Here is a 25,411-nt window from a genome sequence, read left to right on the forward strand (position 1 = left end):
GCGTGATGACGTACGCGCACTGCCTGCGCGCCCTCCCGCACCACCCGCACCGCCCGTACAGACGAAGACCTGCCGACCGCCCGGCCGCGTCCCCGGAGACCCGAGGGACGTAGAGCCCGGCCAACGAGAGGAACACCTCCCGTGCCAGCCACCCGTACCACCGTCCGCCGCAGCCTGCTCGCTGCCGCCGCACTGCCGCTGCTCGCCGTGGTTCTCACCGCCTGCGGCTACGGCTCCGAGTCGACCGACGACGACTCGAAGAAGACGGACGCCGCCGCCACCGCCGGGGCGGAGAAGCTCTCCGCGGACACCGTGAGCATCGGGTACTTCCCGAACCTCACGCACGCCACCGCCCTGGTCGGAGTCCAGGAGGGCACCTTCCAGAAGGAGCTCGGCGGTACGAAGGTCAAGACGTCGACCTTCAACGCCGGCCCGTCCGAGATCGAGGCGCTCAACGCGGGTTCGATCGACATCGGCTTCATCGGCCCCTCGCCGTCCATCAACGGCTTCACCAAGTCCCAGGGCAAGGGCCTGCGGATCATCGGTGGTTCGGCCTCCGGCGGCGTGAAGCTCGTCGTGAACCCGGACAAGATCAAGACCGTGGCGGACCTCAAGGGCAAGAAGATCGCCACCCCGCAGCTCGGCAACACGCAGGACGTGGCCTTCCTCAACTGGATATCCGAGCAGGGCTGGAAGGTCGACGCGCAGAGCGGCAAGGGCGACGTCTCCGTCGTCCGCTCGGACAACAAGGTGACCCCGGACGCCTACAAGGCCGGTTCCCTGGACGGCGCCTGGGTTCCCGAGCCGACCGCGTCCAAGCTGGTCGCCGAGGGCGCCAAGGTACTGCTGGACGAGACGACCCTGTGGCCGGACAACAAGTTCGTCATCACCAACATCATCGTGTCGCAGAAGTTCCTCACCGAGCACCCCGACGTGGTCGAGGCGGTCCTGCGCGGTTCGGTGAAGACGAACAAGTGGATCAACGAGAACCCGGACCTGGCCAAGGCGTCCGCCAACAAGGCGCTGGAGACCCTGAGCGGCAAGGCGCTCGCTCCCGAGATCCTCGACCCGGCCTGGAAGTCGATCCTGGTCACCAATGACCCGCTGGCCGCCACCCTGAACGCGGAGGCGGACCACGCGGTCAAGGCCGGTCTGCTGGAGAAGCCCAACCTCGACGGCATCTACGACCTGAACCTGCTCAACAAGGTCCTGAAGGCCGAGGGCGAGCCCGCGGTCGACGACGCCGGTCTCGGCGTCAAGTAACCCGTCCGCCCATCCCCACCAGGCTTCCCAGGAGGTGACGACCATGGCGACCAGTACCCTCACCAAGGCCGAGGACCGCGCGTCGGTCGAGCACGCCGCTCGTATCAGCCACGTATCGAAGTCCTTCGCCGGACCCACCGGTCAGCAGCTCGTCCTGGACGACATCACGCTCGATGTCGCTCCCGGCGAGTTCGTCACCCTCCTGGGAGCCTCCGGGTGCGGCAAGTCGACGCTGCTCAACCTGGTGGCCGGACTCGACCGCCCGTCCGCGGGGTCCATCGAGACCCCCGGCGGGCGGCCGGCCCTGATGTTCCAGGAGCACGCCCTCTTCCCGTGGCTGACCGCGGGCAAGAACATCGAACTCGCCCTGCGGCTCCGCGGGGTGTCCAAGGCCGAGCGCCGCCCCGAGGCGGAGCGGCTGCTCGAACTCGTACGCCTGGACGGGGCGTACGGCAAGCGGGTGCACGAGCTCTCCGGCGGTATGCGCCAGCGGGTCGCGATGGCCCGCGCACTCGCCCAGGACAGCCAACTGCTGCTCATGGACGAGCCGTTCGCCGCACTCGACGCGATCACCCGCGACGTGCTGCACGACGAACTCACCCGGATCTGGCGGGAGACCAACGCCTCGGTCCTCTTCGTCACCCACAACGTGCGCGAGGCGGTGCGCCTCGCCCAGCGGGTCGTGCTGCTGTCGTCCCGGCCGGGACGGATCGCCCGCGAGTGGACGGTCGGCATCGAACACCCGCGCCGCATCGAGGACTCCGCCGTCGCGGAGCTGTCCGTCGAGATCACCGAAGAACTGCGTGGGGAGATCCGCCGCCATGGCCAGCACTGACATCAAGTCCGCCGAGGACAGGGCGGGCACGGACGGCCCCGCGAAGCGGGACGACCTCGCGGGCCTGGAGGCCGGGCTCGACGCGCTGGACGCCGTCCAGTCGCACCGCACCCCGGTGCGGGAGGTCGTCGTCCAGAAGGTGCTGCCGCCGGTCCTGGCGGTGGTCCTGGTCGTCCTGGTCTGGCAGGTGCTCGTCTGGGCGAAGGTCACCGACGACTACAAACTCCCGCCGCCCGCCGCCGTCTGGGACAGCGCGCAGGACATGTGGGCCAAGGGCACGCTGCTGGAAGTCATCTGGACCAGTGTCTCGCGCGGTCTGTTCGGCTTCGTCCTCGCGGTCGTCATCGGGACGCCGCTCGGTCTGCTGGTCGCCCGGGTGCGGTTCGTCCGGGCTGCGATCGGGCCGATCCTGTCCGGCCTCCAGTCGCTGCCCTCGGTGGCCTGGGTCGCCCCGGCCGTCATCTGGCTCGGGCTCCAGGACTCGATGATGTACGCGGTGATCCTGCTCGGCGCCGTCCCGTCGATCGCCAACGGCCTGGTCTCCGGCGTCGACCAGGTCCCGCCGCTCTTCCTCCGGGCGGGCCGCACCATCGGCGCGACCGGGCTGCGCGGCACCTGGCACATCGTGCTGCCGGCTGCGCTGCCGGGCTACCTCGCGGGGCTGAAGCAGGGCTGGGCCTTCTCCTGGCGTTCGCTGATGGCCGCCGAGATCATCGCCTCCTCCCCCGATCTCGGCCTGGGACTCGGGCAGTTGCTGGAGAACGGCCGCAACAACTTCGACATGCCCGGCATCTTCCTGTCGATCCTGCTCATCCTGTTCGTCGGCGTCGCGATCGACCTGCTGATCTTCAGTCCGCTGGAGCGGTGGGTACTGCGCAGCCGAGGTCTTCTCGTCAAGAACTGAGCCACGTCCATGCACGCACCCGTCCTTCTCGTCATCGCCCACGGCAGCCGCGATCCGCGGCACGCGGCGACCGTCCACGCGCTCACCGCGCGGGCACGGTCGCTGCGGCCGGGGCTCCGCGTGGAGACGGCCTTCCTCGACTTCAACGCCCCGTCCGTGCCCCGGGTACTGGAACGCCTGCACCCCCGGGGCGCATCGGGTGCGGAAGAGGTCGTCGCGCTGCCGTTGCTGCTCACCCGAGCCTTCCACGCCAAGACCGACATCCCGTCGGTGCTGCGCGAGGCCCGGGCCCGGCTGCCCCGGCTACGCGTTCGGCAGGCAGGCGTCCTCGGCCCGTCCCCGCTGCTCCTGACCGCTCTGGAACAGCGGTTGCGCGAGGCCGGGGTCACCGCCGCCGACAGACGCTCGACGGGGCTGGTTCTGGCCTCGGCGGGCACCACGGACCCGGAGGCGATCGCAGTGATCGCTGAAATCGCGCGGGAGCTGCGGCACACCGGTTGGTGCGCCGTGCGGCCTGCGTTCGCCTCCGCCAATACTCCCGGCGGGTTCCCGCGCACCGCGGACGCGGTGCGGGGGCTGCGCGCCGACGGGGTGGAACGGGTGGCGGTCGCGCCGTACGTCGTCGCGCCCGGCCGGCTCCCGGACCGGATCGTCGCGGGTGCGGCCGAGGCCGGCGCGGACGTGCTCTCCGAGGTGCTCGGGGCTTCCCCGGCGCTGGCCCGGCTGCTGCTGGCGCGGTACGACGAGGCGCGGGCGGACCGCGCGCTCCCCCTGTCGGCCTGAACGCGCTCCTGGAGGCCGGTACTGAGTCGCCCCCTGCCGTTCGTCCGCATCCTGGACCGATAGGGTCCACGGGTCGAACGTATGGATGTAAGGAGCAGTCATCGTGACCACGGCCCCCCTCGTCTTCCCCGCCGGCACCTCCCACCAGGGGCCCGTACCGGTGATCCAGGCCGACGAGGTCGCCGTGGTGCGTGACGGCAGAGCGATCCTGGACGCCGTCTCGCTCACCGTCCGGGAGGGGGAGCACTGGGCGCTCCTGGGTGCCAACGGCGCCGGGAAGAGCACCCTGCTGGGGCTGCTCGGGGCGGTATCCCACCCTACGCGGGGCACGGTGCGGGTGCTCGGCAGGACGCTGGGCCGGGTGGATCTGCGGGAGTTGCGGACCCTGCTCGGCCACGTCAACCCCCGCCACCCGCTCCAGTCCGCACTGACGGTGCGCCAGGTCACGCTGACGGGTCTCACCAACTCGGTCGAACCGCTGCCGCGTTGGACGCCGACGGCCGACGAGCGGGCGCGGGCGGACGAACTGCTGGCGATGCTCGGGATGGCCGGCAAGGAAGCGTCCCGCTGGCCGGCGCTCTCCCAGGGCGAGCGGGGCAGGACCCTGATCGCCCGGAGCCTGATGCCGAGCCCTCGGCTGCTGCTCCTGGACGAGCCGGCCACCGGCCTGGATCTGGCGGCCCGGGAGCAGTTGCTGGACAGCCTGGACGCCCTGCGCGAGGAGCATCCGGAGCTGGCGACGGTACTGGTCACCCACCATCTGGAGGAGCTGCCCGCCTCCACCACGCATGCGATGCTGCTGCGCGGCGGGCGGTGCGTGGCGTCGGGTCCCGCCGACGAGGTGCTGACCACCGACCGGGTCAGCGACTGCTTCGGCCATCCGGTGCGCATCACGCGTACGGAGGGCCGCTGGACCGCACGGGCGCAGCGGGCGCAGCGGGTGACGCGCCGCTGAGCCGGGTATGTCCGGGGTCTGCCGGGGGCTGCCCGGCGGATCGTGCCGAACCCGCTCCAGCCGGCCTTCGCGAGGGGGCGTCGAGACACCGCGGATCGGGTGCTCCGCGAGGGGTGCCCGAATATCGGAGGGCCCCCTGCGGGAGCGGCTCGGTAAGGTCGGGCCGTGCACCCTGACGAGAGCGGCCCTGCCGATCCGGCAGCTGTTCTGAACTGGCGGGACGGCCGCACGCTGCGCTGGACCGATCAGCCCGACGAGGTCGATGCCGCGTTCGACCGGGGCGAGCCGCTCGTCGGGGTGGCCGTTGTCGCTCTCGCCCTCAACCACACTGACGCGGATTCGGTTCTGCCCCGCATCGGCCGGGCATTGGAGTCGGGGGACCCGGAGGTCCGCCGCCAGGGTGTCATCGCTCTGGCCCACGTCGCCCGTCTGCATCGGACGGTTGATCGACGATGTCTCGATCTCCTGCGCGGCTGCCCGCGTGGCAACGAAGCCGATGACGACCTGTGGTCCTTCGTCGCCCACCGGCGGCTGCCGTGGTGGCTGTGGCTGCACCACTTCAGGGAGCGGTCGACCTGGCTGTTGCGCGACGGATGGCGGGGCTGACACTCCGGTGGCCCGCGGCGGGAACCGGTACGACCGCCGCTGGTCTCGGTGAGGTGTGGGTTCTTCGAGATCCGGCGGTGCCCGCGAGCCACGGCGTGACTGCTGTCCGGTGGAACGCATGCGTTCCACCGGACAGCAGTCACGCCGGACGCCGTTGCGGTACTACGACTCGTCGAACGGGTCGGCGACGAACGGAGTGGCCTGGTGGAAGTAGAGCCGCCATCCCCCGTCGCCCAGCCGCCACAGGGAACTCCGGTGCGCGCGGCTGCCCTTGTGCTCGGTGTCGAAGGTCAGCTGGACGAGGCCGGGGCAGAGCTCGACGCCTTCCATCCGGGACGCCGTCAGCGGGCCGGGGCGGGTGGTCGCCTCGGCGGTGAGTTCCGCGACGATCGTGTCGCGGTCCCAGAGCCGGCCGCTGGTTCCGATCTCCCGGAAATCGGGGTGCAGCATCGTCGCGAGGAGCGGCGCGGAACCGCGTACCTCGGGGTCGAGCAGGCGCAGCTCGTTCTCGATCACCTCGGCCACGGAGTCCGGGAGTTCAGTCACGGGTGAGCTCCACGAGCTTGGCGACGGTGTTCCAGTTGCGGCTGGTGGCCACGAGACCCTTGGTGACGGCCGGCTTGGCGAGGGCGACGGCGAGGGTGGAGCGCGCGAGGCCGTCCGGGGCGTAGAGGTAGAGGGCGCGGTCGCCGAGCCGGAACTCCTCCGGCAGGTGCGCGGCGGGGTCCACCGGGGAGAACCGGTCCTCGGTGACCGGCCGGTCGTAGAAGGTGACGTGCAGTTGCTTGCCTTCGAGCTCGGCCGCCGGGAAGGGGCATGCGTCGGCGAGGGCCCGGAGGTAGGCGGCCGGGCGGACGAGGCAGTCGACGGCGAAACCGAAGTGCTTCTCGACCGCCCGCTCGATCCCGGTCGCGACCTCGTTCTCGTCGTCGCTCGCCGCGGTGAGGATCGCGTTGCCGCTCTGCAGGTACGTGGTCACGCCGCTGTGACCCAGTTCCGTGAGGAGCGTGCGCAGTTCCGGCATGGGCACCCTGCGGTGGCCCCCGACGTTGATGCCGCGCAGCAGGAGTGCGTACGTCGTCGTCATGCGCCCACCTTAAGGGGCGGTGGCACCCACACCGGCGCGTGTCCGTTCCCATGAGCCCCCGGGGTGGTCGCGCGGTGGGAGGGCCGCGCGATCCGGCGCCGCCGGGGGGGCCGCTCGCGGTGGGCGTCGGCGTACTCGTCAGGCGGGCTCAGCTGGTCCCGGGGTCCTGGCGGGCGTCCGCACCGGTCCGCCGGGGCCCGCGCCTCCTGGGCCGTGTATCGAAAGGCCCGCATGTCCGTCGACGGCGGCGACTCCGCCCCCGCCCGGCGGCCCCGGAGCCCGGACGGGTGAGCCGGGACGGACGGGATCCACATCTCTCGGACGCCCGGACCCCTCGGGGGGTGGTCACGCCGGCCCCGGCGGCAGGCGGCCTCCCCGGGGCCGGCGCGCACGTGCCGGGGCCGCCGGTCGGAGGGATGATCGGTCGCGGACACCGGAGCGCGATCGACGGGTTCTCCGGGGCGGCCGAGTGACAGGAGTTCCCGTGAAGATCGCAGTGGCCGGCGGTACCGGAACCGTCGGGCGGCATGTGGTCGACGTCGTCCGCGAGCGGGGTCACGAGGCCGTGGTGCTGTCCCGTTCGAACGGTGTCGATCTGGTCTCCGGATCCGGAGCGGCCGGGGCGCTCCAGGGGGTCGCGGCGGTCGTGGACGTGACGTCCCGACAGACGATGTCCGCCAAGGCGTCCGTGGAGTTCTTCACCTCGGTGACCCGGCGGTTGCTCGCCGCCGGGCAGGAGGCCGGAGTGGGGCACCACGTCGCGCTGTCGATCGTCGGCGTCGACCGCGCCCCGCACGGCTACTACGCCGGCAAGGTGGCCCAGGAGCGGCTGGTCGAGAGCGGCGCCGTGCCGTGGACGATCCTGAGGGCGACGCAGTTCCACGAGTTCGCGGGCCAGCTCTACGGACGGACCAAGCGAGGCCCTGTGGTGGCCGTGCCGAGGATGAAGTCCGAACCGGTCGCCGCCCGCGAGGTGGCGGAGCGCTTGGTGGAGCTGGCCACCGGCGCCCCGGCGGGCCGGGTCCCCGATCTGGGCGGCCCGCGCGTCGAGTCGATGGCGGCGATGGTCAGGGCTTACGCGCACCACACCGGCGAGAAAAGCCTGATCGTGGAGGTGCCCCTGCCCGGCGGAACGGGCCGGGCCATGCGGGACGGGAGCCTGCTCACGCAAGCACCCGCCGACCACGGGACGCTCACCTACGCGACGTGGCTCTGGCTCCGGCGACCCACGGTGTGAGGAGTCACGACGCGCGTCGGCCGGGTCAGCGCTGATAGCGGGCGAGGACCCGGTTGCCGTCGTCCACCAGGCGCTTCCTCAGTTCGTCCAGGCCGATCGCGCCGCTGTAGTACTCCTGCAGCGCGGGGGTGGCCACCTTGTCCTTCCACTCCGGGTAGCCGCGTACGGACTGGGCGGGGGCCGGGCGGAGCCGCTGGGCGAGTGCGGTGCCGGTGGCCCAGCCCTTGTCTTCGGTGTGCAGCGCGGGGTCGGCGAGGGCCTCGGTGCCGGTGGGCAGCATCCAGTCGCCCTTGGCGAGGCGGACCATGTTGGGCGGGTCGAGCAGGAAGTCGATGAACTCCACCGCCTCCTTCTTGTGCGGGCTGTCCTCGGCGACGGAGAGGGTCTGCGGGCTCACGCCCTGGGCCGTGCCGTCGCTGCCGGCGGGCGCGGGCAGCACGCTCCACTCGAAGCCCTCGGGAGCCTGCTCGACGACCTGCTGCCGGTAGGCGAAGCCGAGCGGCACCATGGCGTACTTCCCGCCGAAGAACCCTGGCAGGGTGTCGGAACCGCCCATGCCGAGGGCGGTGCGGGCCGCGCTGTGGTCGACGGTGACCTGGTCGTGGATGGTCCTGGGCACCACCGAGTCGCCGTCGTCGAAGCGGAGGTCCACCTTGCCGTCCTCGCCCCGGTGGAAGAGCTGGCCCCCGGCCGAGAGCCCGAGGTTGAGGGTGACCGAGACGGGTTCCTTGAGCGGCCAGGCGACTCCGTACCGCCCCTTGCCGGTGAGTTCCTTGGTGACCTGGCGGAACTCCTCCCAGCTCCACGGCCGGTCGGCGGTGGGGATGCGGACGCCCGAGGCCTTGAGGATCTTCGTGTTGGCGATGAGGACCTTGGGTTCCTGGAGGAACGGGACGCCGTAGACACCGCCGTCGAAGGTGGCGGTGGACCAGGATGCCTCGGGGATGTCCTCGGTGAGCCGCTCGGGAAGGAGGGTACGGAGATCGGCGAGGTAGCCGCCGTACGCGAAGTCGGCGAGGTCGTCGGAGGCGTCGTGGATGATGTCGGGCGCCTCGTCCCCCTCGAACGAGGTGAGCAGCTGGTCGTGGACGCTGTCCCAGCTGCCCTGGACGTACTCCACCTGAACGTCCGGGTGGGCGGCGTTCCACTCGGCGACGAGTTCCTTGTTGGCGTCGACGGACTCCGTCTGCCAGGCCAGTGACTGGAAGCGCAGGTGCACGGGCCCGTCGGCGTCCCTGCCGTCGCTCCCGCCGCCCGAGCATCCGGCGAGCAGGAGGGTGAGCGCGGTCGCTGCCGAGGCCGCCGCCCTGGTGAGTGCGCGCATCAGCTCTTCACCGCCCCGGCCAGCATGCCGCCGGTGATCCGGCGCTGGATGAAGGCGAAGAGGAGAAGTGAGGGCAGGGTGGCGAGGAACGCGGCTGCGGCGAGCGGACCGAGGTCGGCCGCGCCCTCGGCGCCGATGAAGTGGGTGAGGACGACCGGCAAGGTCTGCTTCTCCGGGGTCTTGAGCAGGACGAGGGCGAAGAAGAACTCGTTCCACGCGGTGATGAAGGCGAAGAGGGCGGTGGCGACGATCCCGGGGGCCAGCAGAGGGGCGGTGACCGAGACGAGGGTGCGCAGTCGTCCGGCGCCGTCGACGGAGGCCGCTTCCTCCAGTTCGGCGGGCACGGCCCGGACGTAGCCGACGAGCATCCAGAGCGCGAAGGGCAGCGACCAGACGACGTAGACCATGATCAGGCCCGCCAGGGAGTTGATCAGGTGCAGGTTCTTCAGGATGAGGAAGAGCGGGATGATCAGCAGGACGAAGGGGAACGCCTGGCTGACCACGACCCAGCCGGTGGCGGCGGCCGAGAGCTTGCCCCGGTGGCGGGCCATCACGTAGGCCATCGGGGTGGCGATCAGGACGCAGATCACTCCGGCGCTGACGGCGGCGAGCAGGGAGTTCCCGGCTGCCTGGAGCAGTGGCTGTTCGTCGAACGCCTGCCGGAAGTTGTCCAGGGTGGGGTGCTGGGGAATCCAGGTGGGGTGGAGCGAGCCCAGTTCGCGGGCGGGTTTGAAGGCGGTGGAGATCAGCCAGAGGAACGGGAACGCCAGGAAGACGAGGTACCCGGTGAGCGCGAGGTACTGCCCCGCGCGGGTGGCGCGTCCGGTGCGCATGCTCACTTGTCGTCGCCTCCCCGGAGCCGGCCGGCGAGGTACACGGCGAGGATCACGGAGATCACCGCGACCATCACACAGCCCATCGCCGCCGCGTAGCCGAACTGTCCGTACCGGAAGGCCTCTTCGTACGCGAAGAGCATCGGCAGCCGGGTCCGTCCGCCGGGTCCGCCGCTGGTCAGGACGTAGACCAGGGCGAAGGAGTTGAAGTTCCAGATGAAGTTGAGCGCCGTGATGGAGAGCGCGACAGGTTTGAGCGCGGGCCAGGTGACGGTGCGGAAGCGGCGCCAGGCCCCGGCGCCGTCGAGGGCGGCGGCCTCGTGGAGTTCGTGCGGGGTGTTCTGGAGTCCGGCCAGCAGCGCGACGGTGGACTGGGGCATCCCGGCCCAGATCCCGACGACGATCACGGCGGGCAGCGCGGTGCCGAAGCCGGTGAGCCAGTCGCGGCCGTCGCCGAGCCCGAGGTCGCGGATGGTCTCGTTGAGGATGCCCGCGTCCGGGTTGTAGACCAGCCGCCACATGATGCCGACGACGACCTCGGGCATCGCCCAGGGGATGATCGCCAGCGCGCGGGCCAGCCAGCGCATCCGCAGGTTCTCGTTGAGCAGCAGCGCGAGTCCGAGGGCGAGCAGGAACTGGGGGACGGTGACGCCCACGGCCCAGAGCAGACCGATCCGGAAGGAGTCCCAGAAGAGGGTGTCGTGCAGCAGGTCCTGGAAGTTCAGCGCGCCGATCCACTGGGTGGAGCGGGTGCGGCCGGACTGCGCGTCGGTGAAGGCGAGCCCGATGCCGTAGAGCAGCGGTCCCACGCTGAGGACGAGGATCGGGATGAGTGCGGGCAGCACCAGGAACCAGGTGGCCCGGTCCCGGGCGGCCCGCTCGCCGCCGCGTCCGTCGTCCTTGCGGCGCTGTCCCGGCCACCGTCCGGCCGTCCGGCCGCCCGGCCGCTCCGTCACGGCCGGAGTCGCCAATGTCACTGCTTGACCTCTTCGTCGCATCTGATCGGCTTTCTGCCGCTCTGGCCGTTCACCCGGCCCCCGTCATGGTCCTGACGGGCCGACCGTTCGTCAAGGTGGCCTGCGTGAATGCGAAAATCAGGCCATGAAAGAAGAGCGAGCGCGCGAGGTACTGACCGCTGCCGGACTGGCCGGAAATGGCGTTCCCGGCTCCGCCTCCGGGGCGGAACTCCTGGCGCTGGGCGAGAATGCGGCTTTCGCCGTGGGCGGTCTGGTGGTCAAGGTCGGCCGCGACGCGACGCACCATCCGGAGCTGCGCGAACGCGCCGAACGCGAGGTCGCCGTGGCCGGCTGGCTCGCGGACGCCGGGATTCCCGCCGTACGGGCCGCCGAGTCCGCGCCCCGCATCGTGGAGGGCCACCCGGTGACCCTCTGGCACCGGCTTCCGGACGCCGTACGGCCACCCGAACCGCGCGATCTGGCCCCTTTGTTGACCTTGGTCCACGCGCTGCCGGGGCCGGAAGGCTTCACCCTGCCCCGCCGCGAACTGCTCGGCGGCGTCGAGCGCTGGCTCCACCTCGCGGGCGACGCCGTCGACCCGGCGGACGCCGACTACCTGCGCGAACGCCGTGACGGCTTCGCGGCTGCCGCCGCCGCCCTCGTACCCCACCTGCCGCCGGGCCCGGTGCACGGCGACGCACTGCCGCGCAACGTCCATGTCGGACCGGACGGCCCCGTCCTGGTCGACCTGGAGACCTTCTCCTTCGACCTGCGCGAGCACGACCTCGTGGTGCTCGCCCTGTCCCGGGACCGGTACGGGCTGCCCGCCGGGGCGTACGACGGGTTCACCGCCGCCTACGGCTGGGACGTACGGGAGTGGGACGGCTGTGCCGTGCTGCGCGGGGCCCGGGAGACGGCCAGTTGCGCCTGGGTCGCCCAGCACGCACCGGCGGGCCCGAAGGCGCTCGCCGAGTTCCGCCGCCGCATCGCCTCGCTCCGGGACAACGACCCCGAGGTGCGGTGGTACCCCTTCTAGGACCGGGTCTGACCAGGGAGAGTGCGCCGGCCGACGGCACGCGGGGTGTGCGCGGCCCGTCGTCCGCCCATGGGCCCCGGCCCTACCGGAACACCGGTCTACCGGCTCCGCGGGATGACCGGCCAGGCCGGTTCGACGACGGCCGTCGGGTCGGTCCGCCGCAGGTACGCCTGCAACGAGGCCGACTGCGCGGCGGCGGCCACCACCTGGAGGTCGTGCAGGTCCGTCAGGGGCATCGCCCCGACCGGCCGGTGCAGCTCGCCCATGCGCCGCACCACCTGGGCGGCGGCCACCGCGTCCGCCCTGGCGTCGTGCGCGTCGTCCAGCGACACCCCGTAGTGCGCGCACAGCGCGTGCAGGGCACGCCGGCCCTTGCGGTACTTGTCGACGTGCTTGTCGAGCACCAGCGGGTCGACGACCGGCGAGGGCGCCGTGCCGAGCCGCTCGGTGATCGACCGCAGTCCGTGGCGCCGGCACTCACGGTCCAGCAGGGACAGGTCGTAGCGCGCGTTCATCACGACCAGCGGGGTTGCCGAGCGCAGGACCCCGGCGACGGTCTCCGCGATCTCCTCGATCGCGACCGGTGCCGGGACGCCGTGCTCGCGGGCGTGGTCCGTCGAGATGCCGTGGATCGCCGAAGCCTGTTCGGGTATCGCCACCCCCGGATCGAGCAGCCAGGTCCGCTCCGACGAGACCGCTCCGTCCGGATCCAGCCGCACGACCGCCGCCGTGACGACGCGGTCGGTCTCGACGTCCGTGCCCGTCGTCTCCAGGTCGAAGCCGACCAGTGGTTCCCGGTGCCAGCTCATCCCGTACCTCCTCCGTGGTGCTTACCCCCAGTGAGGAACACCCTGTCACGCACCACTGACACACCGGTCGGCGGGCGGTCCGGCTCAGGAGACGGGCCGGGAGTCGGTCCACACCGACTCGAACTCCTCGCGGTACGTCTCGAACAGTCCGTGCTCGGCCTCCTGCCCCACCCGGACGACCGCACGCCCGCCGCCCCGGAGGACCAGGACGGGCGCCTCCATCCCGCGTGCGCGGCGCAGGTAGGGCTGGACGACGCCCACCGCGCCCGGTCCGTCGCCGTCGACCAGATAGGCGGTGAAGCGCGGGGTCTCGTCGAACACCTGGATCTGGAAGGCCCCCGGGTCGCGGAGTCGGGCCCGCACCCTGCGCATGTGCAGGATGTTCATCTCGACGGACCGGCTCAGCTCGCCCTTGCGCAGGCTGAGTTCCCTCTCGCGGCGGCGGACCGCGCTGCTGGCCGGGTTGATGAAGAGCAGCCTGATCCGGCAGCCGGTCTCGGCGAGCCGGACCAGCCGTCGTCCGGAGAAGTTCTGCACGAGCAGGTTGAGCCCTATGCCGATCGCGTCGAGCCGGCGGGAGTTGCCGAACAGGTCCTCGGCGGGGAGCTGGCGCTGCAGCCGGACCCGGTCGGGGTGGACGGAGACCACGTCGGCGTACCGGTCGCCGACCAGGGATTCCACGGCGTCGACGGGCAGCCGGTCGGCGGAGGGCACGGCGGCACCGCCGCCGAGGATGGTCAGGAGCCGCTGGGAGGCCCGCTCGGCCTGGGCGTGGACCGCCTCGTTGAGCGCGCGGTTGCGGGAGACGACGTTGCGCGCGACCTCCAGCTCGTCCAGCGCCAGCTCGACGTCGCGCCGGTCGTCGAAGTACGGCTCGAAGCACGGCCAGTGCTGGACCATCAGCTCGCGGAGCTGGGGCAGGGTCAGGAAGCTCAGGACGTTGTCGTCGGCCGGATCGAGCAGATAGCCCTTCCTGCGGGACACCTCACGTACCGCGACGGCCCGCTGCACCCACTCCTGCCCGGCGGGCCCGGCGGCGGCCACCACCCAGTCCTCGCCGTTCACCGGCGCGTAGACGGGCCGCAGCACGGCGGCGACGACCGCGCGGAGCCGCTGCTCGACGAGATTCAGCCAGATGTACGCACGCCCGGCGCGCTGGGCACGAGTCCGCACCTCGCCCCAGTCCTCGGCGCTCCAGCCCAGCTCCGCGCCGATCTCCAGGGGCTGCGCCAGGGATACCGTCCCGGGCGGCGCGTCGTTCGACTCCCCCTCGTGACTCACGTCACCCGGAGGCAGCTCGAACCCTCCCGAGCTCACCCGTACACCGCCTTCCACTCCCCCACCCAACGATCACGGAAGGGTACTCCGCGAGCACGGACCCGTGCAGCCCCCTGCCGAGGACGCTCCGTCAACTGGTGTACCGAAAACGCGGGTTCCCTGGCCGGTCACGCGGCGGAGTGAGCTGATTCATAGTGAGGTGTCCGGTCGGCGCCCGGTGTTCGGGGTGGTGGGGAGGTTCCTGCGGACCGGGCGGACCGCAGGGGTGTAAGGCGGTGCGGCGTGTTGACGGCCCGCGCCGGGGTATACGGCGCACGGCGCCTCCCGTTCGCGACCGCACCGGCCGACGTACTAGGTACGCGCGCCACTTTCGGGGATTATCTGGCTGAAGAACCGCACCACACCCGGATCAGAAGTGGAAGAGTCATATCTATGCAGGTCTGGCCGGGACAGGCGTATCCGCTCGGCGCCACGTACGACGGCGCCGGGACCAACTTCGCGGTCTTCTCGGAGGCCGCCCACCGCATCGAGCTGTGTCTGCTGCACGACGACGGTTCCGAGACGGCGGTCGAGCTGCGCGAGACCGACGCCTTCGTCCGTCACGCCTACCTGCCCGGCATCATGCCGGGCCAGCGGTACGGCTTCCGCGTGCACGGACCCTACGAACCCCAGAACGGGCAGCGGTGCAACTCCGCGAAGCTGCTGCTCGACCCCTACGCGCGGGCCGTCGCCGGGAAGATCGAGTGGGGCGAGGCGGTGTACGGCTACCCCTTCGGGCGCCCCGACGCGCGCAACGACCTCGACTCGGCGCCGCACATGATGAGCTCCGTCGTGGTCAATCCGTACTTCGACTGGGGCGACGACCGCAGACCGCGGACGGACTACCACCGCACCGTGATCTACGAGGCCCACGTGAAGGGCCTGACGATGCTCCACCCGGGCCTGCCCGAGGAGCTGCGGGGGACGTACGCGGGCCTGGCGCATCCGGAGGTGATCGCCCACCTGACGGAGCTGGGCGTCACCGCGATCGAACTGATGCCGGTGCACCAGTTCGTCCAGGACCACCGTCTGGCCGACGCCGGACTCGCCAACTACTGGGGCTACAACACCATCGGCTTCTTCGCCCCGCACAACGCGTACGCCTCCTGGGGCGACCGCGGGGAGCAGGTGCTGGAGTTCAAGCAGGCCGTCCGGGCGCTGCACCAGGCGGGCATCGAGGTGATCCTCGACGTGGTCTACAACCACACCGCCGAGGGCAACCACCTGGGACCGACGCTCTCCTTCCGAGGGCTGGACAACGCCTCCTACTACCGCCTGACGGACGACCAGCGCTATTACATGGACACCACGGGCACCGGGAACTCGCTGCTCATGCGGTCCCCGCACGTGCTTCAAATGATCATGGATTCGCTGCGGTACTGGGTGACCGAGATGCACGTGGACGGTTTCCGCTTCGACCTGGCCGCGACGCTCGCCCGCCAGTTCCACGAGGTGGACCGGCTGTCGTCCTTCTTCGACCTGGTGCAGCAGGACCCGGTGGTCAGCCAGGTGAAGCTGATCGCGGAGCCCTGGGACGTCGGCGAGGGCGGCTACCAGGTCGGCAACTTCCCGCCGCTGTGGACCGAGTGGAACGGCAAGTACCGCGACACCGTGCGCGACCTGTGGCGGGGCGAGCCCCGGACGCTGGCGGAGTTCGCGGGGCGCCTGACCGGCTCCTCCGACCTCTACCAGGACGACGGCCGGCGGCCGCTCGCCTCGATCAACTTCACCACCTGCCACGACGGGTTCACCCTGCACGACCTCGTCTCGTACAACGACAAGCGCAACGACGCCAACGGCGAGGGCAATCGGGACGGCGAGAGCCACAACCGCTCGTGGAACTGCGGCGCGGAGGGCGAGACCGACGACCCGGCGGTGCTGGAGCTGCGGGCCCGCCAGATGCGCAACTTCATCGCCACGCTGATGCTCTCGCAGGGCGTGCCGATGCTCAGCCACGGTGACGAGTTCGCCCGTACGCAGGACGGCAACAACAACGCCTACTGCCAGGACAACGAACTCTCCTGGGTGCACTGGCCCGATCCCGCGCCGAAGCGGGGCGGGGCCGGTCCGGACGGGGAGGCCGAAGCCGGGGACGCGGAGGCCGTACGGAGGCCGGGCGACGGGCTGCTGGAGTTCACCCGGTCCATGGTCTGGCTGCGCCGGGACCATCCGGTCTTCCGGCGGCGCCGCTTCTTCCACGGACGTCCCGTCGAAGGCACCCACGACGACCTCTCGGACATCGCGTGGTTCACGCCCGAGGGCAAGGAGATGACCCAGCGGGACTGGCAGGCGGCGCATGCCAAGGCCATGACCGTCTTCCTCAACGGGCACGCCATCTCGGAGCCCGGACCGCGCGGCGAACGGATCTTCGACGACTCCTTCCTGCTGATGTTCAACGCGGGTGCGGAGACGCTGGACTTCGCGGTCCCCGTCGACCACGGCGAACAGTGGCAGGTCGTGGTCGACACGGGCCGCCCGGAGGGGGTGCCGCCGGGGAGCGGGCCCAAGGTCGCGGCGGGCGAACACCTCTCGCTCATCGGCCGGAGCCTGACGGTGCTGAAGCGGCCCGCCTGAGTGGTGCGCGGGGGAAGCGCGCGCGTCGAGGCCCCCGGCGCCCGCGCTTCCCCGTCCCGGCCTGCGGCGGAGTGTCCCGCGCCCTCCGTCCGGGTGAATTCCGCCGGGTGCATCCGTGCGGTCGCGGGCAGCCGGGAGCGGGGCGGATGACACGGACGGGCCGCGAGTGGGTACGTAACCGGGCATGACGCCCACCGCCACGTACCGGCTCCAGCTCCAACCGGACTTCACCTTCGCGGATGCCGGGGAGGCGGTCCCGTACCTCGCCTCGCTCGGAGTCTCCCATCTGCACCTGTCCCCGGTCCTGGAGGCGGTGCCCGGTTCCCGCCACGGGTACGACGTCACCGATCCCGGCCGGGTCCGCGCCGAGCTGGGCGGCGAGGAGGGGCTGCGCAGGCTCTCCGCGACCGCCCGCGCGCACGGGCTCGGGCTGATCGTCGACATCGTGCCGAACCACATGGCCGCCTCCCCGCGCCACAACGAGGCGCTCCGGGAGGTGCTGCGCGAAGGTCCGTCCTCGCCGTACGCCCGCTGGTTCGACATCGACTGGGAGGGCGGCGGCGGGAAGGTGCTGCTGCCGGTCCTCGCGGGGCCGGTCGGCGAGGAGCTGGGGCGGTTCGCGGTCGACGGGCGGGTGCTGCGGTACGGCGAGCAGGAGTTCCCGCTCCGCGCGGGCACCGGGCAGCTCGCGCTGCCCGAGCTGCTGGAGTCCCAGCACTACCGGCTCGGCTGGTGGCGGCTGGCCCGCACCGAGCTGAACTACCGCCGCTTCTTCACCATTTCGGACCTGATCGCCGTGCGCGTCGAACACCCCGAGGTCTTCGACGCCACGCACGGCAAGATCCTCGGACTCGTCCGGGACGGTGTCGTGGAAGGGCTGCGCATCGATCATCCGGACGGACTCGCCGATCCCGCCGGGTATCTGGAACGCCTCGCCGAAGGGACCGGCAGCCGGTGGACGGTGGTGGAGAAGATCCTCACCGGCGAGGAGACCCTCCCGGCCGGCTGGGCGGTGGCGGGAACCACCGGCTACGACGCGCTGCACCGCATCGACGGGCTCTTCACCGACCCGCTCGGCGCCGCCGGACTACTGGGCCATTACCGCGAGTTCGCCGGGCCGCCCGCCGAAGAGGGCGGGTCCTGGACCGAGACCGCGCGGCGGGCCGCACGGCACGTCGTCGGCCACGACCTCGCTGCCGAGACGGCCTGGCTCACCCGGCTGGCCGTACGGATCTGCGCGCGGGACTCCCGGCTGCGCGACCACGCCCCGTGGGCGCTGCACACCGCCGTGACCGAACTGCTGGTCCGGGTCCCGGTGTACCGGCCGTACGTCGGTGCGGGCGGCCCCGTCTCCGAGTCGGCCGAGGCGGCCCTCCCCGAGGCGGCGGTACGGGACGCGAAAGCGGCGTTCTCCGTACCCGAGGAGGCGGGGGCGGTCGACGTGGTGCGGGAACTCGCGCTGGGCAGGCTGGGGAGCGGCCCCGAACAGGCCTCTTTCTGCGCCCGGTTCGCCCAGACGGCGTCCGCCTTGCACGCCAAGTCCGTGGAGGACACCGCTTTCTACCGGTACGTACCGCTGATCTCGGCGACCGAGGTGGGCGCGCGGCCGGGCAGGCCCGCGGTGGAGCCCGCCGAATTCCACGCGTTCTGTTCCCGACTGGCCCGGGACTGGCCGACCACCGGCACGGTGCTCACCACGCACGACACGAAGCGCAGCGCCGACGTCCGCGCCCGGATCGCCGTCCTCTCCGAATGCCCCGCCCGATGGGCGGAGTTGATGCGTCAGGTGACGGACGCGACTCCGGCCCGTGCCCCGGACGGGCAACTCGCTTGGCAGGCCTGGCAGTCGGCCTTCGGCTGTGTGGACCTGCCGGCCTCCGAGGCTGCGGGCAGGCTGGAGCCCGCACTGCTGAAGGCCGTACGCGAGGCGGGTCTGCACACCACCTGGACCGAGCCCGACCCCTCGTACGAGCGTGCGGTGTCCGACTTCGTCGCTGCCGGGCCCGGCAGCGCCGGGGGTCCCGCCCGCGAGCTCCTCGCGGCCTTCGCCCGTACGCTCGCCCCCCAGGTGCGGGCCAATGTGCTGGGCGCGGCCCTCGTCCATCTGACGATGCCCGGAGTTCCCGATCTCTACCAGGGATCGGAGGTGGAGTACCTCGCCCTGGTGGACCCGGACAATCGGAGGCCCTTCGCGGAGCCGGTGCGGGCAGCCGCTGCGGCGGGCACCTCGGGCGAGAAGGCCCGGGTGACCGCCGCCGCGCTCCGGCTCCGCGCCGCGCTTCCGTCCGTGTTCGGCGAGTCGGGGACGTACGCCCCGCTCACCGCGCGGGGTCCCGCGGCGGCGCACGCGTTGGCGTTCTGCCGGTCGGGCGAGGTGGTCACGGCGGTGACCCGGCTCTCGCTCCGGCTGGCCGAGGCGGGCGGCTGGCGGGACACCGTCCTGCCACTGCCGGACTCCGGTCCCTGGCACGATCTCCTCTCCGAGGAGGGGGAGTTCGGCGGCGGTGAGGTGGCGGCCGCCGAGCTGTTCGCCGCACGCCCGGTCGCGCTGCTCAGGAGGGGGCCCAGGGGTACCGGTCACGAGCGTGGGTGACACGGGGGACGCGACCGACACACCGGAGGCGTGCGGGGCGGCCCGGGCAGGTGGGCGGACGCGCGTGCGGAAGGCTGACGGCCGCGCGTGCCCGGGCGCCGCGGTGGAACCGGTCAGGGCCGGTCTTCGCGTTGTTCCCCCGGGCCGGGCCGGGCCATCCGGAGGTTCGGCAGCTTGTCCCGCCACAAGTGCCGCTCGCCGGTGTCCTCGAACCCGTGGCGCCGGTAGAAGTCGATGGCCCGGTCGTTGTAGGCGGTGACCCACAGGCGGACGGGTGCGGAGCCGGCCCAGGTGAGGAAGGCCACCATCAACTCGCCTCCGATGCTCCGGCCCTGCGCCCGGGGCAGCAAGTACATCGGTCCGAGACTGACCGCTCCGCCGTCGTCGTCGCGACGCCCGCACAGCAAGCCGATGATCTCGCCCTCCTCCCGCACGACACGGCAGAAACGGTGTGCGGGTCGACGCTGGGCCTCGTCGATGAACCCTTGCCACCGGGCGATGCCCTCGTCGGTGACCACGTCGCCGCGCTGCGCCCGGATCCATGCCTCGTCGATCCCCGCGTCCTGGTTGGGGTAGGTCAGTAGCCAGGCCGCCAGGAGGGTGTGGGCAAGGGCTGGGGCGTCCTCGACCCGGGGGGTGTCGGTCACGAAGTTCACCCTGGCATTGTCCGGCGCGGCCCTTCGGATCGTCCTGCGATTTCCGTCGTCACCGGGGGCGTGCTCGACGGCCTCTCCGTGCCTGGCAGCCGCTGCCGCCCCCGCGTCGCCGGCCCGGGCCACAGCCGTCAGCCCTTCCCGTGCGTCGCGAGGCGGGTGAGGCTGCGGTCGTGCGGGCGGCTGAGGAGCAGCAGGGAGCAGACTGCGCCGATGAGCGCGCAGAACATGTCCCACTGGGTGTCCCACACGTCGCCCTGGGTGGCGAGGAACGAGTCGGCGGCTTCTCCTCCGGTCACCGCCGCCAGCCACTCCAGCATCTCGAAGACGGCGCTGAAGGCGAGGCAGGCGCACACGGTCAGCGGGGGGAGCCAGCGGCTGCCGCGCAGGGGCGAGGTGCGGACGAGGAGTTCCCGGACCAGGATCGCGGGCACGAACCCCTGCATGAGGTGGCCGAGGCGGTCGTACGGGTTGCGTTCCAGACCGAACCAGTCGCGTACCCAGTCACCGGCGGGCACCTCGGCGTACGTGTAGTGCCCGCCCACCATGAGGACGAGGGCGTGGACGGCCAGCAGTCCACAGAGCAGGCCGCTCAGCGGGAACCGCTTGCGCAGCAGGAACAGGGCCGGCAGGCCGATCATCACCCACACCGTTTCCAGCACCCAGGTGCCGGGTTCCTTGGCGCCCCAGGCGGACACGGCCAGCGCCACGGCGACCGCCGGTGCGAGAACGGCGGGCAGCAGGCGGCCCGTGGTCGACGGAACCTCCGACGGGATTTCGACGGACGGGTGGGTGGCGGGCATCACGCGCTCCTCTTGTCTGGGCTGTGCCGCCATTCTCGGCCGGCCCGAGGAGCCCGGGACTGAGTGCCGCTACTCAACAGCCGTGCTCATGTACCTGGTTGGAGGCTGAGGGCACGTGCCGCGCGAGGTGGCGCCATGGGGGCGCCGGTGGGGTGCGTTCCCCGGTCCCGCCCGGGCGGTCCGCACCCGCGGGTCCGACGACGACCGGGGCGCCGCCCGCTTCAGAGGGCCGGCGGGCTGTCCGGCGGGAGGTCCGGCCGCCGCTCCGGCGGGAGGGGCGGGGGCGCTGTCAGGCGGAAGGTCATGTGGCCGAAGCTCACCTGGTCGCCCTCGCGGACCGGGACCACTCCGACGACCCGCTGTCCGTTGACGCAGGTGCCGTTGGTCGAGCCGAGGTCGCGGAGCAGCCAGATCCGTCCCCGTGCGGTGAGTTCGGCGTGGTTGCGGGAGACCGTCTCGTGGTTGAGCCGCAGTCCGTTGCCCGGGTCGCGCCCGATGAGCAGCGGGTACGGTCCGGGGGCGGGCAGCAGGAGCCGCGGCAGCTTCCCGGCTTGCCACGCCATGCGCAGCCGGCCGGGGAAACCGGAGACCGTGCCGACCGCGCGCAACAGGCCGCGGCTCCACACGCGCTCCTCGCGCAGGTCGGCGGTGAGGGCCGCCAGGTCCTCGGGCCGGTGGGCGGCGAGGGCGAGTTCCATCCGGCGCAGGAAGGTGTCGTGGGACAGCCGTCCCTGGGCGGCGCCCTCCCTCAGCACGTCGAGGACACGGTCGCGTTGGACGTCGGACACCCGCGCGGGATACGTGTGGAACTCGGAGGAAGACGTCACCCGGTGATTGTCGGGCCGAGCGGCCCGGGGTGTCCAGAAGCGGCGTCGGCGGACCGGACCGGGTGGCGACGCGCCGAGGAGGCCCGGCCGGGGGCTCCTCAGCCGGTGGGGGCTCCTCAACCGGTGGGGGCTTCTCCCGAGCGCTCCAGGTCGAGCGCCACGGTGCGGACGGCTTCGACGATGGGCAGCAGCTTCCGGCCGAACGGGGTGAGGCCGTACACCGCCGACTGCTTGCTCCTCGACTCCGCGACCCGTACGACGACGCCGGCGTCGTCCAGCTTGCGCAGCCGGCTGGTCAGAGTGACGGCGTTGACCTTCGGAATGGCCCGCTGCAGTTCGTTGAAGCGCATTTCCGACTTCTGCAGGGTCATCACGATCGCCAGGGTCCACAGGTCACCGACGACCGACAGGATCTCCATGCACCGCGCTGTCTGGAGGTCTTCGGGTTGATTCATGGTGTGGCCATTTTAGGCCGCGCCCGCCCCTTGCCCGCCCCGACGGGCAGGGGGACACGGCCTGGGGGGGTTTCCGGGTGACCGCCGTGGTAGCGTCACCCCCTACCGCTAAAGAATCTTTAGTGGTTCTTCGAAGGGGGCACTCCATGAGGATCACGATCTTCGGCTCGACCGGGCGGATGGGCCAGTTACTGGTGCGTCAAGCCCTCGACGCGGGGCACATCGTCACGGCCTACGCCCGCACACCGGCGAAACTCCTCGTCTCGCACCCGAACTTGTCCGTCGTGGCCGGCCAACTCGACGACGAGGAAGCGATCCTCGAAGCGGTCCGCGGCGCCGATGCCGTCATCGAGGGCGTCGGCTCGGAGAGCGCCGCCACCCGCAGGATCATCGCCGCGATGGACGCGTCCGGGGTCGGACGGTTGGTCGTGGTGTCCACGTGCAGCGTGCCGGACCCGGCCGACCTGCCGGATCTGAAGTTCAAGGCCCTCGTCCGGTTCGTCAAGACCGCCGCGCCCCGCGCGTGGGCCGAAGTGCGCGCCGCAGCCGAGGCGGTGCGCGCCAGCGACCTGGACTGGACGCTGGTCCGCGTGGCCAAACTCGACAACGGTCCGGCGACCGGGGAGATCAAGGTGGGTCACTACGGCCACGCGGTGGTGGGTCTCTCCCTCAGCCGCGCCGACATGGCGTCCTTCCTCCTCGGCCAGGTGACCGACCTGACCCACCTGCGCGAGGCCCCGGCGATCAGCAACTGAACGCCGGACCGGGGCGGGTGGCCCGGGCCGGGACCGCTCCCTACCCACCCGCCCGCCCGCGATCAGCCGGCGTTCTCCGGAGCCCGGGTGGACCTCGTGTTCTCCGCCGCCCTCTCCGCGAGCCATCGCAGCCGCAGCATCTGCTCCTCGGGAATGGTGGCGTCCTCGCCGCGCGGTCCGACGTTGAGCAGCAGGTTGCCGCCGTCCGCGGCGGTGTCCCGGACCAGGGCGGTGAGGGAGTCACGGCCGAGGAAGGCGTCGGACGGGGAGTTGCGGTTGTACCCGAAACTGTGGTCGATGCCGCGGGTGATCTCGTACGGGTCGGGGCCCGTGTAGCGGGCGAACTCCGGTGTACGGAAGTCGTAGTAGGGCGGCTTGCGCGGCACGAAGCCCTCGCCCTGGGCGACCGTCCGCCGCTCCCAGCGGTCGTACAGCGCCCCGGCCACCGGGAGTCCGAAGGTGCGCCAGAGCGGCGAGCGCGGCAGCAGCCGGTCGTTGACGACTCCGTGCGGGACGGTGAAGCGGTAGTACGCGATCAGCCGCCGGATCTCGGGGGCGCCGGCCGGCCACGCGATGTCGTTCCAGAGGATGTCCGGGCGGTACCGGCGTACGAGTTCCCGCAGTTGGGCGTCGGCGTACTCGGGGTAGCGGCCCCGGGGCACGGAAGCGAGCATGTCGGCGGCGGTGCCCACCGGGCGGCTGTCGAAGGTCCAGTCGAGTCCGCCGGAGTAGTACACCCCGAAGCGCAGCCCCTCGGCCCGGACCGCTTCGGCGAACTCGCCCACGACGTCACGGGCGGTGTGCCAGCCGGCGCGGTGCGGGTTGCGGACCTCGGAGGGCCAGAGGCAGTAGCCGTCGTGGTGTTTGGTGACCAGGACGGCGTAACGGGCCCCGGCGGCACGGAAGGCGCGCGCCCACGCGGCCGGGTCCCAGCTCGCGAGCCCGTCCTCGAACTCCCGGCCGAAGTCGGTGTAGGGCTTGTCCCCGTAGGTGGCCCGGTGGTGGGCGAAGACCGGGCTGCCGGGAAAGCGGAGCCCGTTCTCGTACCACTCGGCGTACGGGGTCCAGGCGAGCGGGGCGGCTCGCCCGGCCAGGGGGAGGTCGGCGGGCGCGGTGCGGGGCGAGGCCCAGCCGGGTACCGACGCGGGCGTCCAGTGCACGAATATCCCCAGGCCGGCCTGGGTCCACCATTGAGCAACCATGGCGCGAAGTATCGGTCACCGGGGCCCCGCCGGGAAGCCCCGCCCGTCCCGCCCCGGGTTCAGGCGGGCCCGACGGCGGGTTCGGCTCCGGCCGGTTCCGCCGCACCGGCGGCCTGCTGCCCGATGATCTCGATCCCCGGCGCCACGGGCTCCGCCGGCCCGTCCCCCGCCGCCCCGGCCCCGTCGGGCGCGCGCTGGGCCCGGATGACGTCGCGGTACCAGGCGTAGGACTCCTTCGGGGTCCGGCGCAGGGTCTCGTAGTCGATGTGGACGAGCCCGAAGCGCTTGCTGGCCCCTTCGGTCCACTCGACGTTGTCGGTCAGCGACCAGGTGAAGTAGCCACGCACGTCCACGCCTTCACCGATCGCGGCGTGCAGGGCGCCCAAGTGGCCTTCCAGGAAGGCGATCCGGCGGCTGTCGCTGACGGCGTCGTCCACCGCGCAGCCGTTCTCGGTGATGTAGAGCGGCGGCAGCCGGTCGCCGTAGCGGGCGCGGAGCCCGACGAGGGTCTCGCGCAGTCCGTCCGGGACGACGGGCCAGCCGAAGTCCGTCTTCTCGTATCCCTCGATCTCCCTGATGCCGAAGGGGAGTTCGGCGGGAATGTCGAACCCGGCGAAGGATTCGAGCACCTCCGGCCGACGGGGCGCGCCGACGAGAGTGGGGTTGTAATAGTTGACGCCGTACCAGTCCAGCGGGGTGGAGATGGTCTTCAGGTCGTCGGCGACCGGGCCCGGCATCAGGGCGGCGAATCCCTCGTCGGGGTAGCGGCCGGCGAGCAGCGGGTCGGCGAAGAGCCAGTTGGTGAGGGTGTCGTACAGCCCGGCCGCGTCCCGGTCCTCGTCCGAGTCGCCGGCCGTCCAGACGGGGCTGTGCGAGACGGCGATCCCGATGTTGGCGGCCCCGGCGGCGCGCAGCGCCCGGACGGCCAGTCCGTGGGCGAGGAGCTGGTGGTGGGCGGCGGGCAGGGCGTCGAAGAGCAGGGTGCGGCCGGGTGCGTGCTCCCCGAGGGCGTAGCCCAGCAGGGTCACCTCGGCGGGCTCGTTGATGGTGATCCACATGGGGACGCGGTCGGCGAGCCGTTCGGCGACGATGCCCGCGTACTCGGCGAAGCGGTAGGCGGTGTCGCGGTTGAGCCAGCCGCCCTCCTCGTCCAGCGGCAGGGGGGTGTCCCAGTGGTAGAGCGTCGGTGCCGGGGTGATGCCCCGGGCGCAGAGTTCGTCGACGAGCCGGTCGTAGAAGTCGAGTCCGGCCGGGTTGACCGCGCCACTGCCGCCGGGCACCACGCGGGGCCAGCTGATGGAGAAGCGGAAGGCGTCGGCGCCGAGCCCGGCCAGGAGGCCGACGTCCTCGCGCCAGTGTTCGAGGAAACCGGTCCCCCGGGTGGTGTCCGTACCGTCCTTGATGCGGCCGGGCACGGCGGCGAAGGCGTCCCAGCCGGAGAGGCCCTTCCCGTCGGCGTCGACGGCTCCCTCGGTCTGGAACGCGGAGGCGGAGGCTCCCCAGAGGAAGCCCGGCGGGAACTTCGGAACGGTCATTTCGGCCTCCATCAGCCGTACGTCGGCGTACGTATGAGCAGGATCGGGCAGGGCAATGATCAGAGCAGA

General features: G+C 71.9%; 24 protein-coding genes. 11 read left to right on the forward strand and 13 right to left on the reverse strand.

What is annotated here, in order from left to right; genetic code table 11:
- Positions 1-141 precede the first annotated feature (141 nt).
- The 6 genes from OHT52_RS03700 to OHT52_RS03725 all read left to right on the forward strand — a co-directional run bounded on the left by OHT52_RS03700 (position 142) and on the right by OHT52_RS03725 (position 5,346).
- Positions 142-1,263: an aliphatic sulfonate ABC transporter substrate-binding protein gene (locus OHT52_RS03700; protein WP_328718671.1), complete on the forward strand. Its 1,122-nt coding sequence runs from the start codon at positions 142-144 to the stop codon at positions 1,261-1,263.
- Between the two features lie 43 nt (positions 1,264-1,306).
- Complete coding sequence (locus OHT52_RS03705; RefSeq protein ID WP_328718672.1) at positions 1,307-2,098, forward strand: ABC transporter ATP-binding protein; 792 nt, start codon at positions 1,307-1,309, stop codon at positions 2,096-2,098.
- On the forward strand, positions 2,085-3,002 hold the full coding sequence (locus tag OHT52_RS03710) for an ABC transporter permease (RefSeq protein ID WP_328718673.1): 918 nt from the start codon (positions 2,085-2,087) through the stop codon (positions 3,000-3,002). The genes OHT52_RS03705 and OHT52_RS03710 overlap by 14 nt, the downstream gene beginning before the upstream one ends.
- A gap of 9 nt (positions 3,003-3,011) precedes the next feature.
- Positions 3,012-3,785: a sirohydrochlorin chelatase gene (locus OHT52_RS03715; protein WP_328718675.1), complete on the forward strand. Its 774-nt coding sequence runs from the start codon at positions 3,012-3,014 to the stop codon at positions 3,783-3,785.
- A gap of 100 nt (positions 3,786-3,885) precedes the next feature.
- Positions 3,886-4,740, forward strand: coding sequence for an ABC transporter ATP-binding protein (locus OHT52_RS03720; RefSeq protein WP_328723605.1), 855 nt, complete (start codon positions 3,886-3,888; stop codon positions 4,738-4,740).
- Between the two features lie 165 nt (positions 4,741-4,905).
- Positions 4,906-5,346 (forward strand): hypothetical protein, encoded by a 441-nt coding sequence (locus tag OHT52_RS03725; RefSeq protein ID WP_328718676.1) that lies wholly within the window; start codon positions 4,906-4,908, stop codon positions 5,344-5,346.
- Between the two features lie 162 nt (positions 5,347-5,508).
- Here the strand turns inward: OHT52_RS03725 and OHT52_RS03730 are convergent, their stop codons facing one another.
- On the reverse strand, positions 5,509-5,892 hold the full coding sequence (locus OHT52_RS03730) for a nuclear transport factor 2 family protein (RefSeq protein ID WP_328718677.1): 384 nt from the start codon (positions 5,890-5,892) through the stop codon (positions 5,509-5,511).
- Positions 5,885-6,433: a DUF1697 domain-containing protein gene (locus OHT52_RS03735; protein WP_328718678.1), complete on the reverse strand. Its 549-nt coding sequence runs from the start codon at positions 6,431-6,433 to the stop codon at positions 5,885-5,887. The genes OHT52_RS03730 and OHT52_RS03735 overlap by 8 nt, the downstream gene beginning before the upstream one ends.
- A gap of 484 nt (positions 6,434-6,917) precedes the next feature.
- Here OHT52_RS03735 and OHT52_RS03740 point away from each other — a divergent pair, with 484 nt between their 5' ends.
- A complete protein-coding gene (locus OHT52_RS03740) occupies positions 6,918-7,670 on the forward strand; it encodes an SDR family oxidoreductase (protein ID WP_328718679.1) in 753 nt (250 codons plus the stop codon).
- A 25-nt stretch (positions 7,671-7,695) separates the two neighbouring features.
- On the opposite strand, the gene OHT52_RS03745 is transcribed toward OHT52_RS03740, so the two are convergent.
- From OHT52_RS03745 to OHT52_RS03755, 3 genes are read right to left on the reverse strand one after another with little or no spacing between them, the layout of a single operon-like run.
- Positions 7,696-8,994, reverse strand: coding sequence for an ABC transporter substrate-binding protein (locus tag OHT52_RS03745; protein WP_328718680.1), 1,299 nt, complete (start codon positions 8,992-8,994; stop codon positions 7,696-7,698).
- Positions 8,994-9,833 carry a carbohydrate ABC transporter permease gene (locus OHT52_RS03750; RefSeq protein ID WP_328718681.1) on the reverse strand — a complete coding sequence of 280 codons (840 nt, stop codon included), beginning with the start codon at positions 9,831-9,833 and terminating at the stop codon, positions 8,994-8,996. The genes OHT52_RS03745 and OHT52_RS03750 overlap by 1 nt, the downstream gene beginning before the upstream one ends.
- The gene (locus OHT52_RS03755; RefSeq protein WP_328718682.1) at positions 9,830-10,804 is read right to left on the reverse strand and encodes a carbohydrate ABC transporter permease; all 975 of its coding nucleotides are present in this window, start codon (positions 10,802-10,804) and stop codon (positions 9,830-9,832) included. Before OHT52_RS03755 ends, OHT52_RS03750 begins: the two co-directional genes overlap by 4 nt.
- 124 nt (positions 10,805-10,928) lie before the next feature.
- Here OHT52_RS03755 and OHT52_RS03760 point away from each other — a divergent pair, with 124 nt between their 5' ends.
- Positions 10,929-11,819 carry a phosphotransferase enzyme family protein gene (locus OHT52_RS03760; RefSeq protein ID WP_328718683.1) on the forward strand — a complete coding sequence of 297 codons (891 nt, stop codon included), beginning with the start codon at positions 10,929-10,931 and terminating at the stop codon, positions 11,817-11,819.
- 98 nt (positions 11,820-11,917) lie between these two features.
- Here the strand turns inward: OHT52_RS03760 and OHT52_RS03765 are convergent, their stop codons facing one another.
- Positions 11,918-12,628, reverse strand: a complete 711-nt coding sequence (locus tag OHT52_RS03765) for an exonuclease domain-containing protein (protein WP_328718684.1) — start codon at positions 12,626-12,628, stop codon at positions 11,918-11,920.
- Between the two features lie 84 nt (positions 12,629-12,712).
- The gene (locus OHT52_RS03770; RefSeq protein WP_328718686.1) at positions 12,713-13,945 is read right to left on the reverse strand and encodes an SAV2148 family HEPN domain-containing protein; all 1,233 of its coding nucleotides are present in this window, start codon (positions 13,943-13,945) and stop codon (positions 12,713-12,715) included.
- 393 nt (positions 13,946-14,338) lie between these two features.
- Between OHT52_RS03770 and glgX the strand changes: the two genes are divergently transcribed.
- Together glgX and treY are read left to right on the forward strand one after the other, a co-directional pair.
- Positions 14,339-16,519 carry a glycogen debranching protein GlgX gene (gene glgX, locus OHT52_RS03775; RefSeq protein ID WP_328718687.1) on the forward strand — a complete coding sequence of 727 codons (2,181 nt, stop codon included), beginning with the start codon at positions 14,339-14,341 and terminating at the stop codon, positions 16,517-16,519.
- A 184-nt stretch (positions 16,520-16,703) separates the two neighbouring features.
- Positions 16,704-19,112: a malto-oligosyltrehalose synthase gene (treY, locus tag OHT52_RS03780; RefSeq protein ID WP_328718688.1), complete on the forward strand. Its 2,409-nt coding sequence runs from the start codon at positions 16,704-16,706 to the stop codon at positions 19,110-19,112.
- Positions 19,113-19,225: 113 nt separating this feature from the next.
- Here treY and OHT52_RS03785 read toward each other — a convergent pair whose 3' ends face one another.
- The 4 genes from OHT52_RS03785 to OHT52_RS03800 form a co-directional block, all read right to left on the reverse strand.
- A complete protein-coding gene (locus OHT52_RS03785; protein WP_328718689.1) occupies positions 19,226-19,768 on the reverse strand; it encodes a GNAT family N-acetyltransferase in 543 nt (180 codons plus the stop codon).
- 128 nt (positions 19,769-19,896) lie between these two features.
- Positions 19,897-20,568, reverse strand: a complete 672-nt coding sequence (locus tag OHT52_RS03790) for a DUF2238 domain-containing protein (protein WP_328718690.1) — start codon at positions 20,566-20,568, stop codon at positions 19,897-19,899.
- A 221-nt stretch (positions 20,569-20,789) separates the two neighbouring features.
- Positions 20,790-21,395, reverse strand: coding sequence for a DUF1707 and FHA domain-containing protein (locus tag OHT52_RS03795; RefSeq protein ID WP_328718691.1), 606 nt, complete (start codon positions 21,393-21,395; stop codon positions 20,790-20,792).
- Positions 21,396-21,511: 116 nt separating this feature from the next.
- Positions 21,512-21,850, reverse strand: a complete 339-nt coding sequence (locus OHT52_RS03800; RefSeq protein ID WP_328718692.1) for a winged helix-turn-helix transcriptional regulator — start codon at positions 21,848-21,850, stop codon at positions 21,512-21,514.
- A gap of 146 nt (positions 21,851-21,996) precedes the next feature.
- Between OHT52_RS03800 and OHT52_RS03805 the strand changes: the two genes are divergently transcribed.
- Positions 21,997-22,605, forward strand: a complete 609-nt coding sequence (locus OHT52_RS03805) for an NAD(P)-dependent oxidoreductase (protein ID WP_328718693.1) — start codon at positions 21,997-21,999, stop codon at positions 22,603-22,605.
- Between the two features lie 62 nt (positions 22,606-22,667).
- On the opposite strand, the gene OHT52_RS03810 is transcribed toward OHT52_RS03805, so the two are convergent.
- Entirely contained in the window at positions 22,668-23,807 is a 1,140-nt protein-coding gene (locus OHT52_RS03810) for an alpha-L-fucosidase (RefSeq protein WP_328718694.1), read from the reverse strand.
- Positions 23,808-23,866: 59 nt separating this feature from the next.
- On the reverse strand, positions 23,867-25,342 hold the full coding sequence (locus OHT52_RS03815) for a GH1 family beta-glucosidase (protein WP_328718695.1): 1,476 nt from the start codon (positions 25,340-25,342) through the stop codon (positions 23,867-23,869).
- Between the last annotated feature and the right edge of the window lie 69 nt (positions 25,343-25,411).

Source organism: Streptomyces sp. NBC_00247, from assembly GCF_036188265.1.
In the GTDB taxonomy this organism is placed as follows: domain Bacteria; phylum Actinomycetota; class Actinomycetes; order Streptomycetales; family Streptomycetaceae; genus Streptomyces.